Source organism: Microcoleus sp. (genome assembly GCF_049646505.1).
Classification (GTDB): Bacteria; Cyanobacteriota; Cyanobacteriia; order Cyanobacteriales; family Microcoleaceae; genus Microcoleus.
Window position 1 is genome coordinate 1 of sequence record NZ_JBARVX010000245.1, and the last position, 12,734, is coordinate 12,734.

Annotated in this window: 14 protein-coding genes and 1 pseudogene; 14 read left to right on the forward strand and 1 reads right to left on the reverse strand. The window is 44.8% G+C overall.

The window, feature by feature from the left end; all coding sequences use genetic code 11:
• The 10 genes and pseudogenes from WBA89_RS13205 to WBA89_RS13250 all read left to right on the forward strand — a co-directional run.
• A partial coding sequence (locus tag WBA89_RS13205) for a transposase (protein WP_424407057.1) occupies positions 1 to 252 on the forward strand: 252 nt, incomplete at its 5' end.
• A gap of 161 nt (positions 253 to 413) precedes the next feature.
• On the forward strand, positions 414 to 725 hold the full coding sequence (locus WBA89_RS13210; protein ID WP_424407059.1) for a hypothetical protein: 312 nt from the start codon (positions 414 to 416) through the stop codon (positions 723 to 725).
• A gap of 457 nt (positions 726 to 1,182) precedes the next feature.
• Positions 1,183 to 1,719 (forward strand): hypothetical protein, encoded by a 537-nt coding sequence (locus WBA89_RS13215; RefSeq protein ID WP_424407061.1) that lies wholly within the window; start codon positions 1,183 to 1,185, stop codon positions 1,717 to 1,719.
• The gene (locus WBA89_RS13220; RefSeq protein WP_424407063.1) at positions 1,712 to 3,559 is read left to right on the forward strand and encodes an ATP-binding protein; all 1,848 of its coding nucleotides are present in this window, start codon (positions 1,712 to 1,714) and stop codon (positions 3,557 to 3,559) included. Before WBA89_RS13215 ends, WBA89_RS13220 begins: the two co-directional genes overlap by 8 nt.
• A 270-nt stretch (positions 3,560 to 3,829) precedes the next feature.
• Positions 3,830 to 4,492, forward strand: a complete 663-nt coding sequence (locus WBA89_RS13225) for an IS607 family transposase (protein ID WP_424407065.1) — start codon at positions 3,830 to 3,832, stop codon at positions 4,490 to 4,492.
• A pseudogene (locus WBA89_RS13230) lies at positions 4,467 to 4,526 on the forward strand (hypothetical protein); the annotation flags it as partial. The gene WBA89_RS13225 and the pseudogene WBA89_RS13230, both read left to right, overlap by 26 nt.
• 39 nt (positions 4,527 to 4,565) lie before the next feature.
• On the forward strand, positions 4,566 to 4,829 hold the full coding sequence (locus WBA89_RS13235; RefSeq protein WP_424407083.1) for a hypothetical protein: 264 nt from the start codon (positions 4,566 to 4,568) through the stop codon (positions 4,827 to 4,829).
• Between the two features lie 73 nt (positions 4,830 to 4,902).
• The gene (locus WBA89_RS13240) at positions 4,903 to 5,583 is read left to right on the forward strand and encodes an RNA-guided endonuclease InsQ/TnpB family protein (protein WP_424407067.1); all 681 of its coding nucleotides are present in this window, start codon (positions 4,903 to 4,905) and stop codon (positions 5,581 to 5,583) included.
• Positions 5,584 to 6,070: 487 nt separating this feature from the next.
• Complete coding sequence (locus tag WBA89_RS13245) at positions 6,071 to 6,901, forward strand: ParA family protein (protein WP_424407069.1); 831 nt, start codon at positions 6,071 to 6,073, stop codon at positions 6,899 to 6,901.
• Positions 6,902 to 7,062: 161 nt separating this feature from the next.
• The gene (locus WBA89_RS13250) at positions 7,063 to 8,208 is read left to right on the forward strand and encodes a ParB/RepB/Spo0J family partition protein (RefSeq protein ID WP_424407071.1); all 1,146 of its coding nucleotides are present in this window, start codon (positions 7,063 to 7,065) and stop codon (positions 8,206 to 8,208) included.
• A gap of 242 nt (positions 8,209 to 8,450) precedes the next feature.
• Here WBA89_RS13250 and WBA89_RS13255 read toward each other — a convergent pair whose 3' ends face one another.
• Positions 8,451 to 8,609, reverse strand: a complete 159-nt coding sequence (locus WBA89_RS13255) for a transposase (RefSeq protein ID WP_424407073.1) — start codon at positions 8,607 to 8,609, stop codon at positions 8,451 to 8,453.
• Between the two features lie 206 nt (positions 8,610 to 8,815).
• Between WBA89_RS13255 and WBA89_RS13260 the strand changes: the two genes are divergently transcribed.
• The 4 genes from WBA89_RS13260 to WBA89_RS13275 all read left to right on the forward strand — a co-directional run bounded on the left by WBA89_RS13260 (position 8,816) and on the right by WBA89_RS13275 (position 12,638).
• The gene (locus WBA89_RS13260; RefSeq protein WP_424407075.1) at positions 8,816 to 9,127 is read left to right on the forward strand and encodes a hypothetical protein; all 312 of its coding nucleotides are present in this window, start codon (positions 8,816 to 8,818) and stop codon (positions 9,125 to 9,127) included.
• 376 nt (positions 9,128 to 9,503) lie between these two features.
• Positions 9,504 to 10,484 (forward strand): hypothetical protein, encoded by a 981-nt coding sequence (locus tag WBA89_RS13265; RefSeq protein WP_424407077.1) that lies wholly within the window; start codon positions 9,504 to 9,506, stop codon positions 10,482 to 10,484.
• Entirely contained in the window at positions 10,481 to 11,230 is a 750-nt protein-coding gene (locus WBA89_RS13270) for an HIRAN domain-containing protein (protein ID WP_424407079.1), read from the forward strand. The genes WBA89_RS13265 and WBA89_RS13270 overlap by 4 nt, the downstream gene beginning before the upstream one ends.
• A gap of 580 nt (positions 11,231 to 11,810) precedes the next feature.
• Complete coding sequence (locus WBA89_RS13275; protein WP_424407081.1) at positions 11,811 to 12,638, forward strand: hypothetical protein; 828 nt, start codon at positions 11,811 to 11,813, stop codon at positions 12,636 to 12,638.
• Positions 12,639 to 12,734 lie beyond the last annotated feature (96 nt).

The window sequence follows — 12,734 nt, forward strand, 5'->3', positions numbered from 1 at the left end:
AGACAACATACCCTGGATTTTAAGCAGCGTTATGCCTTACGGGCTGGTGTTGAAAGTTCCCTGTCTCAAGGAATTCGTGTTTTTGGTTTGCGTAACGCTCGTTACATGGGTCTTGCCAAAACTCGTCTACAACATATTGTGACTGCTGCGGCGATGAATCTGTCAAGAATGTGGGCATTTTGGCGTAACATTCCGATTGGCTTGACCCGGCACTCTCGTTTTTCTGCTCTTTTTCCCTCTGCCTCATCATAGTTTTTTTCCATGATTATGGGATGTTTGGTTTCACCCTTTTTTAATTCGCCAACAGTCTCAAGGGAAACAGCGACTTTACAACTTCAACATCGTTCCTACCAACAAAGAACCAGAACACTTAGGAATTCGCATCGCTCCCCTACCCAAGAATGGAGCCGACTGTGAACGTTGATAGAGGTCGCGCCCCCGCAGCATCAGATGTTGAAAAAGGATTGCTGATTGCCATTCAAAAAGGCTACACAGCAGCCAGCGACCCAGTAGTCTACAGCGTGCGACAATTTTTAGCTCTGGTAAGAAATCAGAATCTATCGGCGGCCGATGCTGCTACACGAGCTGGAGTAGACTTGTCTGTGATTGTCGAGCTGAGCCTCATTGCACAAGAAGAATTGAACTACCCTAAATCAAGATTTCAACAGCGACAACCGCCAACAGCCCGAACTACTAGGATTCTTAAAATTCGCTCTGCTTTTTGATTGGAGCCGGAGCTGCGGGAATAGGTAACGGGAATGGGGAATGGGGAGTGGGGAGAAAGGGAGAGGGGGAGAGGGGGAGAAGTTTGAAAACTTGCAACAACCCGATAAAAACTAGAGGGCTTCAACATCTAACATATACTCACCCAATTGAATAGAAATGAGGGATTATGTAACTGCAATCTACCTGAAAATTCAAACAGCTTGCTGTTTACTGCACACCTCTAATCTCCCACTTTCTCACTCTCCCCCTCTCCCTCTCTCCCTCTCTCCCTCTCTCCCCCACTCCCCATTCCTCATTCCCACTTCCTTTTTTTAACCAATGTTCCGCCCAAAAAGCTCAGTTCAAAAAAAGTCTGCCCTCCCGCTGCGCGTTGTGCTTACAGTCCCCAACGCTCTCCTGATTTCGACTTTACTATGTCTGACGGGATGGCTTTCTTTTCAAACAGGGCGGCAGACAATGAATGACTTAGTTGCACAGCTATTGGGAGAAGCAACGAGCCGCATCTCTGACCGCCTTGACAACTACTTAAAAGAACGGGTTGGGGTTGGGAAAGGAGAAGGGAATTATAAGAAAATGCAAACTGGTTCGGTGAACCAACTTCGCCCAAGTCAAACAGCCGGAGTCACAATCAAACCAAATGGGTCAGACTCTCCAAAAACAATATTCCGTCAACAAAAAACAAATTCTGCTTTTCCCACCCCAACCTCAACATTCAACTTGCACGATTTCCACATCAGCCCTAACTGTCAAGCCTTTATCTTAGACCGTTCGGGACATTTAGTTGCTCGGAACGAGGTAACTGAACCAAAACCGTCTATTTCTGTTGACTCCCAGCAGCGAGTTCGCACCCAAGCTCTGCAACAACAAATAATCCAGCTTTCCACAGAGTATTTGCTTAAACATTATGGCAGCCTCGCTGCTATTAACAGCAGCCAAAATCTTAACTTTACTGCCAGCAACTCACTATACTTACTGCAAGTCAGACATGAGTGAAAACTCGAATGGCTTAAATTGGCTGATTGTGGCAGTTGTACCCGAAACCGACTTCACGGGCAAAGTTCAGGCCAATACTCGCAACACTATTTTGCTCGTGCTGCTGGCTTTGGTTCTTTCTATCTGCCTTTTGCTGTCTATTTCCCTAAGAATAGAACAGCGGCTGCTGCGGTTAATTTCGGCAACAGAGGCGATAGCTGGTGGCGACTTCGACTCAACAGTTTCAGGTAGCGGCGTTGCCGAACTCGAAGCCCTAGCCCGTGCTTTCGAGCGCATGAATTGCCAGTTAAAAGCATCTCGCCAGCGGTTAAAAGAATATTCTGGCGATTTAAAGCGGCAAGTTGCACAGAAAACAAAGGAACTAAAACAAGCTAAAATTGCAGCCGAAAGTGCCAATCGCGCTAAAAGTACCTTTCTGGCCAATATGAGCCACGAATTGAGAACGCCTCTGAATGCGATTATCGGCTTTGCCCACCTCCTTGTCAACTCTAAAAAAACTGCACCGGAACAGCAGTCGAGTTTAGATATTATCAATCGCAGTGGCGAGCATTTGTTGAAACTAATCAACGATATTTTGTCGCTGTCTAAGATTGAAGCTGGTCAAATTACCCTCGAATCAAATGCTTTTGACCTGTACAGTTTGCTCAATGACATAGAAGGGATGTTCCAACTCAAAACTCAATCTAAAGGGTTGCAACTTGTTTTTGAACGCAGTTCAGATGTACCGCAATACGTCCGAACTGATGAAAGCAAGCTGCGCCAAGTTTTGATTAATCTGTTGGGTAATGCTGTTAAATTTGCTGAGACGGGTAGGGTGAAGCTGACTGTAAAATGCCTTCAGTCTATGGCAAAAAAACCGTTATCCAAATTCTTTCTCCAGTTCTCAGTGAAGGATACAGGCCCAGGCATTGCCCCTGACGAGGTTAGCCGTTTGTTCAAGCCGTTCGTGCAAGCTTCTGCTGGCCGGAAATCGCAAACGGGAACGGGTTTGGGATTGCCAATCAGTAACTCTTTTGTGAAGCTGATGGGTGGTGAGATTAAGGTCAAAAGTTCTGTGGGGAAAGGAACGGTTTTTAGTTTTTACATTAAAGTCAGTCATGCAACTGAAAGCGAAATTTATGACAGACTGCCACAAAAACGAGTGAAGGGGTTGGCATCCAACCAACAAAATTATCGCATTTTGGTAGCGGACGATGAGTCGGCAAATCGGTTGCTGTTAACTCAGATATTGAAGTCGGCTGGTTTTGTTGTGTGGTTTGCGAATAACGGAATTGAGGCTGTTAAGTTGTGGCGAAAGTACAAGCCGCATTTAATTTGGATGGATTTGAGGATGCCTGTTTTAGACGGTTTTCAAGCTGCTCAAAAAATTCGAGCTCTGCCTGACGGTTCTAACACTAAGATTATTGCTTTGAGCGCTAATGCTTTTGTTAAAACTCAGGAACTCGCCATGTCGAAAGGCTTCGATGACTTTGTTGCCAAACCGTTCCGAGAGGCAGTAATTTTCGAGAAGATGGCGCTTCATTTGGGAGTTCGCTATATCTATGAAGAGGAGTCGTCTAGGAAGTCCGAACAGGATGAGCCTGTTGTGCAACTGACTTCTGAGTCGCTGTCTGTGTTGCCGAGGGAGTCGATTGAGAAGCTTTATAAAGCAGCCGCTTGTGGAGACGAGCAAGCGGTAAGGCTGTTGATTGAGCGAATTCCGCTGTCGCAGAAGCAAATTGCTGTGGCTCTGACTAAATTAGTTGACAATATAAGTTTAGATATTATCAGCGATTTGAGTCAGAAGTGCCTTTCGGCAGATTGTACGCTCGGTAAATCCCAAAACAGTTCTCAAAGTTAACTCCCTGTTTAGAACCCGTATCTCAGATATCGATATATGAAGTTCGTTAGTCCATGATCGCGCGTATTATCAGAGTAGCACGGCACCCAGTCTTTTCGTTCGAGTCCATTCAAAAGCCAGGTGGTCAATCTGAGTTTATTTTTAATATCATCTAGGGAAAATTCGCTATAAGACGTGTAACCTAAAAGCAGTTTACACTACTTTAACAGACATAGTGGACATATCGGACAAAATCAAATAAAATAAAAAGTGTTCTTCCAGAAGAATGCCATGCCGTATGTCACACCAAGAGAAGCAGCTAACGCTTTGGGAGTTAACCCCAGAACCCTTGCCCGATGGTCAGAAGATGGCCTCATCAAGACCATCAAAACCGAGGCAGGACAAAGACGTTACGATATTGCCGAATATCTCAAGCAAAAATCCGGTACAACTGAGCTTGCTCGACGTTCTACAGTTTTGTACGCCAGAGTCTCAACATCCAGCCAAAGAGACGATCTCAAAAGACAAACTGAGGCACTTACTACAAGTTACCCAAGCTGTGAAGTCATCACAGAAATTGGATCGGGACTCAATTTTAGGCGGCGAAAGCTTAACGCCATTCTGGAACGAATTATCAGCGGCGATATCCAATGTCTTGTCGTTGCCCACAAAGACCGACTTGCCCGATTTGGCTTCGACCTCATCGAATGGCTCTGTGAAAAATTCGATTGTAAACTCGTGGTTCTCTACCAGCAAAAATACAGTCCACAGGCAGAACTCGTGCAAGATATGTTGTCAGTCGTCCACTGTTTCAGCTCAAGGCTTTACGGACTCCGTAAGTACGAAAAACAACTCAGGCAAGACTCGGAAATACAAAAACAAAAAACGACACGCACAGAAATTGACAGCGAAATTAGCGCCGAACTCTGTGAAGAAAATTCGGATTTATCCTGATAGCAAGCTCACCTCAATTTGGCGACATTGGTTGGCGGGTTGTCGCTTTGTTTATAACCGTTGCATAGAGGCTTTGAAAAATGGCTTTCGAGGTAACAGCTATGATTTAGAAGCCCAAATCCTTAAGGATTTGCCAGATTGGTTGAAAACAGTACCGAGACACCCCAAAGCCAACGCTGTACAAGATGCTTACGACGCTTGGAGGCAAGCGAAAGCCAATAAGGGTGAAGCAAAGTTTCGTAGTTGTCGCCAATCAGTAGCAACCATTAAATTTAAAAAGGGGAATTACATCAAAGGCACTTGGTTCCCTCAACTAACCTTCATGATGTGGTTTTGACTCTTCCCAACCACTGCCAGATTCTTGCGAGTATGGCACCCAGTTAGTGCGAGACAGGCGACGTTGGTTTGCTGTGGTTCCAGAGCATATTTCCACAGAAACAACTACCCAGAATAAGGTAATTGCCCTCGATCCTGGGGTGCGAACATTTTTAACTGGTTACGACGGAGAAACGGTTTTAGAGATTGGCAAGGGAGACATAGAGCGAATCGTGAGATTATGCTTTCACCTTGACACATTAATTAGCCGTGCCTACCAAAAACAAGTTAGGACTAAGCAACGCCGTTCTTTACTTCGTGCTGCTGAGAAAATCCGGCTCGATGTTCGCAATTTAGTGGATGAACTTCATCGCCAAACTGTTAGTTACTTAGTCCGTAATTACAAGGTGGTGTTTATCCCCACTTTTGAAACATCCTCCCTGGTGTTGAGAGCAAAAAGGCGGATTCATACTAAATCTGTACGGTCAATGCTAACTTGGAGCCATTACAGATTTAAGCAGTTACTAATAGCTCTGGCTCAACGTTCCGGCGTCTTAGTCGTAGAAACTAACGAGGCTTATACGTCTAAAACTTGTGGCAAGTGCGGTCACGTTCATGCCAGATTGGGCGGCAACAAAATCTTTAAATGTCCTGAGTGCGGTTATATTGCCGACCGGGATGCAAACGGTGCTTTTGGTATCATGCTAAAAGCTTTGGCGGGTACGCCCTTCACCCTTGCGGGTGATGCTATCGAGGTATTTTCAGGTGTCGGATAAATCCAAAATGTCTGAAATGTATCGCGTAAATGTACCACATAGTTCCACCTTTCACTCCATCGTTCTAACTTTGGCAAATTTATCTCTAACGTCTTGAAACTATTTTCGTAATGTTTGATTTAGTTAGTCCTCTTAAGAGAAAGTTGGATCGCGCTCGCTTAGCTCAGATATTGATATATGAAGTTTGAGTGCATTTCGGTAGATGGTACAAGCATAATCCTAAGATGGTTTTTCAAGTTAACTCGGCAGTTCTAACGTAGCTCAGATATTGATATATGAAGTTCGGTTTCAATCGAGCGATCGAACGAACATCCTTTTAAGAGCGATTGTCTGGTACTAAACTTGACGAGATTCTGCTCTACAGACTAAATATTAACTTGCTGTTTCAACGGGGGCTAACGGTGGTTTACCGCGCTGCTCTCATATATCGATATCTGATGCCGACTCTCGATATATGATACTTAAATCAACTACTTAATTCAAAACCATGCAAATTCGACTAGCAGTCATCAGTAATGCTGGTGGCACTGGCAAAACCACACTTTCAGTTCACCTCGCCTACGAACTGGGGTTAAGGGGTTTGAAAGTAGCCATTATGGATCTCGATCCCCAAGGCTCCCTGACCCTTTTTTGCGGTCTAAATCCGCCAGAGCCAGAACACACACTGTCCGCCATAATGCGAGAAAGCTTCAATGGCTCTTGGCCTCTTACTCCTACCTGGAGTCCCCACACCAATAATGTAACCGTTTGTCAAGGCGGAATGACGCTGACGCAAACAGCAGACGAGTTAGTTCTGCACAAGCGTGGCGCTTATCTTCTAGGCGATTGCCTGAGCGACTATCCCTTGGAACACGACCTAATTATCTTCGACTGCCCCGCTACCCTCGGCCCCTTGCCCTTGATGGCACTAACTGCTTGCACTCATATAATAGTGCCCGTACAGCTCGAACCAAAATCAATTCAAGGAGCAGCTCACCTGCTGGAGTGGTACTACCACCATTGCAAACAATTACGCCTCAAGCCGCAACCAGAAATCTTAGGGTTTGTACCCAACCAATACGATACGAAACGAGCCGTCCACCGACAACTTTTAGAGTCCTTGCCAGCCCAGCTAGAGCAGATGAATATCCGCGTTTTTCCACCTATTCGGGACAGTGCAGAATTTGTCAATGCAAGCGGTCAAGGGTTGCCATTACACCTTTATCGCCCGCTTCACCCAGCTTTAGGCGACTTCAAAGAGATTGTTAAACAGTTAGCTACTTTAATGGGAAATGGGGTCGAGCCGGCTGTTGCCAAAAAAAAGAAAAAAAAGAAATAGTGTTTGATTCACAGTCACAACTTGCGCCCATAAAAACGAGTTCTTCGTTTCTCTTACTATGACTTATCCCAGCAATTTGCTTATTTCGCAACTTGCTTGCCCATAAAAACGAGTTCTTCGTTTCCCTGAATGCTATTTCCACACTTCATTCTCAAATCGCTATGGCCACCCGTAAAGCTCCAGACCTAGGAAATTATTTTTCATCTGCCAAGCAGTCAATGCACCTCTCTGAAGCTGAAACAGAGATTCAGCAACTCAAAGCAGAGATTGAAGAACTGCGAAAATCGGGATCGACCGAATTGGAAAATCCGCTGGCCTCCTTGCGAGAACAACTAGAGTCCGCAAGTGGTATCCTCTCCATTTCGCTCGATCGAATTCAGCCTAATCCTGAACAACCCAGACAGACATTTTTGCCGGAAAGTATCGAGTCCATGTCCCGCTCCCTCGCTAGTGACGGACAACTGCAACCCATTATCTTGATTCAAAGGGGGGATTTGGTGATATTCGATGGAGAGCGGCGCTGGCGCAGCGCTAAAAATCTGGGCTGGGAAACTTTACAAGCTGTGATCGTTCCAGAACCCGCGGCTTTGCACCGCAAAGCACTGCTGACTTCCCTACATCGGGAAGACCTCAATCCCCTCGACAAAGCAGAAGCTATTGTGCGGGAGTTGTCTGAAAATACGGGTTTGGAAGCTGCAACTATCCCCCGCATTCTCTCGACAGTCGTGCGACGCTTGAACGCACAAAAACGGATGAACTCAGTTTCCGAGTTGGTGACGGCGGCACCTGACGAGCAGGAACAGGGTTTAGCCGCTTTGGGTTTGGATGAACAAGAGTTGGCCGTCTTGGGGACGCTATTGGATTTGCAGCTCAATCCAGCTTCCATAGATGCCAACATTTTCTCGATGCTGTCTTTGGCTGATGACCTTAAGACTGCTATCAGGCAATTAGGACTTAAAGGGGTTCATGCAACGGCTCTTTCTAAACTCTCTGCGAAAAATTTAGTCTTGCCAGAGGAAGAAGCGCAGCCGATTAGAGTTCAAGCAACTAATCGAGTTATTGCCGAGAAATTGTCGGTGACTCAAACTCGTAAATTGGTGCAAGAAATTATCAATTCTAATCTGGATGATTTTCCAGGGGCAGCCCGCCAATTCAAGCAGGTAAAGTTGGCAGCTCTTAATTTGAAAAAGCTGTCAACGCAAGTGTTGGAGCAAGCTGAGGTTGACCAACTGGTGGAGTTGCAGGAGGTTTTGCGCCAAAAGCTGGCGGAAATTGAGGCAATTTTGAAACAAAATGCGATCGGATGATCGGAAACTATCACGTTCGGTTCAGAAGCGTAGTCGGGTGGGCGACCACCCGGCTATAGTTAACGGAGTATCAAAGAGAAAGTGTAGCGCACCTTGTAAAAATCTACGCACATAAGGGCAATAGTCAGTAAATAGAGGTAGATGAAACGATTCGGTTTATGTTTTGCTTAGAGAATCGATTTGATATATTTTAGCGATCGACTGCTAAGAGATATCAACTGCTAAGAGATATCAAATGGGTTCTATACAGTTGAGTAGGGGGGTAAGTCTTTTGGTAAATCTTCCCAATTGCAACCATTTTTGAGTAGATAGAAGATGCCATCCAGGATGTCTCTTTTTGTCCAGTTGGGGGGACGAGGACAGCTTTTAAATCGGTAATATTTGATGTAGTAGAGGTTCAAGGATGAACCATTCGGAGTCTGTTAGGTTACTAGAATACGGCATGACGGCTTTAGGGTGTTTTGATGGTAATTTTAGCTCAAAACTTAATGGGACAACCAACTTGAAAATCTGTCCGGGCGATCGTTTAAACCGAATGACTTCAAAAAAGAGCTTTTGGGGGCGCCTGCTGTGAAGCCGATCGCCTGCTGTGAGCGAGTGCTAAAAGATGTCAAATGGGTTCTATACCAAAACCAGAGAGCTCGCCCGAGTTAAGGATAGCTCAGAGCGCTCCCAATTGTTAGAAGAGGCGATCGCTCTCGACCTCTCCCTGACCCAAATCAAACAGCGCATTGCCGATTTAAAAGCGAAAAGTACAGGGGAGGCGACTGCACCAAATCACTCACTTAAAAGTCGCGTAGATACAGCTTTGCAGCGAGTGAAAAAGTCTAAGGTTTGGGATGACCCCAAAAAGCAAAAGAAACTAGAGAAGCTGTTAGCTGAACTGGAAGCTTTGGTGGGTGAGGAATTGGAAAAATGAAGCGGATTTTAAAGTAAAACTACATGAACTACCTACACTGTGCCTTGCGGGTACAATGTAGACTTCTGTTGTTTTAGGAAAACTACAAAAACGCTCTAAATTGCTTGGGCTGAACACGCCTTTGAGGCGGTTTTATTGGTTTAAAGCGAACGACCTCAAAAAAGAGCTTTTCGAGGCGTAAGGTTGCTGCAATCCGATCGGCTGCTGATGTCCGATCGCTACAATATGTCAAATGGGTTCTATAGCAGTCATCATACTGCTATAGACAAGGTAGGTTTCATGAATGACCCCTACCAGACTTTGTGTTCTAACCGACGAAAGTGGTTGCTATATTTGTGAACTGCGAGTGCGACGAAAGAAATAGGTTGAACAATTTATGCCTGATGAATTTCCCATCATTATTGTCACCTCTCAAGCTTACGAACTCTCCAAGACTGAGGCAATGGGAAGCAAGTATAAGTTTTGGTTTGAACACCCTGAACTGGGCCGCTGCCTGTACAAACAAGCAAGACTTGATTTAGGCGAAGATTGGGCTGAGAAAGTGGCCTCCGAATTGTGCGAATTACTGGGAATTCCTCATGCTAATTATGAACTGGCCGCCACGAGTGAGGGAAATCTCGGTGTAGTCTCTTCTTACTTTTTACCCAACGGTGGCACCCTCGTTCACGGTAACGAACTTCTTACTCCCATCGTGCCAAATTACCCCACCTTTGCAACCTACAACCTGTCACAACATACAATTGATCTAGTGCTGAGAGTTATCTCTGATGAATCTGTGAACTTACCCATTGGTTGGACAGTACCCAGTGGCATTCAAAAAGCTGTAGAAGTGTTTGTCGGCTATCTTCTGTTAGATGCGTGGATTGGCAATGGCGACCGCCACCACGAAAACTGGGGTGTTGTCCGAAATAAGGCAGTGCCTACTACATCCGAAACAAAACACCTAGGACCCACTGCATCCGAAACAGTAAATCTAGCGTTTACTACATCCAAAACAGCACACCTAGCACCCAGTTACGATCATGCTTCCAGTCTGGGGCGCGACCTCTCAGATGAACAAAGGCAAAAACGCTCAGTAGAGGCTTATGCTAACAAATGTTTCTCAGCGTTTTATGGCAGCGTTGATGATAAAAAGCCTCTCAAAACAATTGATGTATTTGACTGCGCTGCACGTCGATTTCCGAATGCAGCGCATATATGGCTTGAGCGACTTGAAAGTATCTCAAAGGCGAATATAGTGGATATTTTTAATCGAATTCCTAACACTCGTATCTCACCGATTGCAGCCGAGTTTGCCCAAAAAATTATTGAATTCAATCAACACAGACTGCTTAACTTGAGGAAAACGCTACCGTGAAAACACACTCAACGCTTTTTTTGGCTTGGCAAGATCCAAACAGCCGTTCCTGGTTTCCCATTGGCAGGCTAACATTTGACGGAACGAACTACCAATTTACCTACACGCAAGGCGTTTTAGAAGCTCAACAGAAGTGCGGTTTTGAACCCTTGCCCTCGTTTCCGCGCTTAGGTGAAGTATATACATCAACCTACTTATTTTCCGTATTTGTTAATCGGCTGATGCCGAAAAATCGCCCCGATTACCCAAGTTTTATTCACTGGCTAAATCTTCCTCAAGATGAAAGCGATCCCATTGCCATGCTAGCCCGCAGCGGTGGGCGGCGAGAAACAGATACTCTAACTGTTTTTCTCATTCCTGAACCAGATTCAGAAGGGCGGTATCGCCTTCACTTTTTCTTGCAGGGACTGCGGTATTTGCCACCCTGTACAATTGAGCGAATTAACCGCTTAGAGACAGGAGAAAATTTGTGGTTAGCTCACGAATTTCAAAATCATTATGATTCTAAAGCATTGACTTTAAATACAGAAGACCACCATATTGTCGGGTATTGTCCGCGATATTTGAATAGTGAGATTTTTGAAGTTCTATTGAGGAATCCCAGTTTAGTAGAGGTGCGCGTAGAGCAAGTCAATCTACCGCCGACACCACTCCAGTTTCGCCTGCTGTGTAATATAACTACTCAATGCTATAATGACTTCCGCCCTTTTTCAAGTCATGAATATCAGCCGCTCAGCAGCTCTTAGGTACTGGAAAACCCTTGCAACTTCGAGTTAGACTCCTCTTGGCAAAGTTGAGCCAAACATTCATCACCGCAAGTCGCTCAGGAGCCTTTTCGCAATCCGGCCTGCTCGATCAGCGCTTTCTTCCCCAATCCGGTCTCACCGGAGTGCTACTGATGTTGACTCCTGCTTCCACGATCCATTCGTAGCAGGCTTGACCCTCAAAGAGGATAGCTCTTGGGTGCTGAAAAGCCCCTGCAAAGAGCGGGATTTACTCAGTTGCAGTTCTTTGCCCCACAATGTCCGACCTCTTTGCTATTATATGAGGGCGTTGGTTACTGACCCTGCTGTTGCTTGAGATGAGGGTAAAAGGAGAGTCGGATAGCGAGTTTGTAAACCAGTTTCGTGGGTGCTTGGGATTAAAGTGTACTCTATTCACCTGCAATCTGTTGTAATTGTAAGCTCGACACCGACCTCCTGAGATGGTTTATTTTTGCGAACATGAAATGATATTTTGAATCATTCTACTTGTATGAGAATAATTTATCCCCTTAACCAGTGAACAATCCGCAACCAGTTTTCATAAAAGAAGGAGCTAGTTCCCGTGAAAAATGAGTTAAAAGAAGACAAGAATGAACTGGCGAGGCTGGATTATAGCGACTGGCTAGCAAAAACTATTGACGAACTGAATCAAGAAACTGGAGCAGCAATATTTTGCTTAAAACAAGATATCCCTTCAGGAAGATTTAGGTTAATTATAGACATTCATTGTTTGGCTTTTCAACTCGCAAAAAATCAAGAATTAAGACCTCCATTAGAGCCAGGAGAAAAAGCCTATAAAGCGACAATAAACATGGTTGAAAAATGCCGTGAAACCTTCGGAGAAAAAATTCAAGAAATCAAAACGGCTTTATCAAATAGATTAATCGAGGCTATTAGGAAAGCCCACGCTTCGTTGCCAGATCGAGAAAGCTCAGAAGTGACAATTGATGAATTAATCGAGTCAATGCTTGTACCCCTGGCATCAATGCCAAAGCAGCCCTCCTTGTTTGCTTGGCAATTCCCTTCGATGACTGGGTTGAGTTCGCAGGATTTGACCTTGGATTATGAAGTGGAGACTCCTACAATCAGGAGTCACAAAGTAACAATAGAGATAAATAGTACAACTCGCTTCCGCGAATTTGTGGTGACTGGGCTGGAAAATTATGTTCAATTCTTGAAAATACAACAGGACTCAAATTATCCTGATTTTGTAATTAAAAACGTGAGAACGAGCCTCGATTTGCTCAAAACTAATGGTTCTAATGAATTATGCCAACTTGAAAAATTACTTAATCAGGAAACAATCGGTCGCCTGAAAAGAGAGGCGGAAGTAACTTACTTGGAATCCTTGGCAAATATAAGAGACTGTTGGCGAATTAAAAAAGGGTGAAACCAAACATCCCATAATCATGGAAAAAAACTATGATGAGGCAGAGGGAAAAAGAGCAGAAAAACGAGAGTGCCGGGTCAAGCCAATCGGAATGTT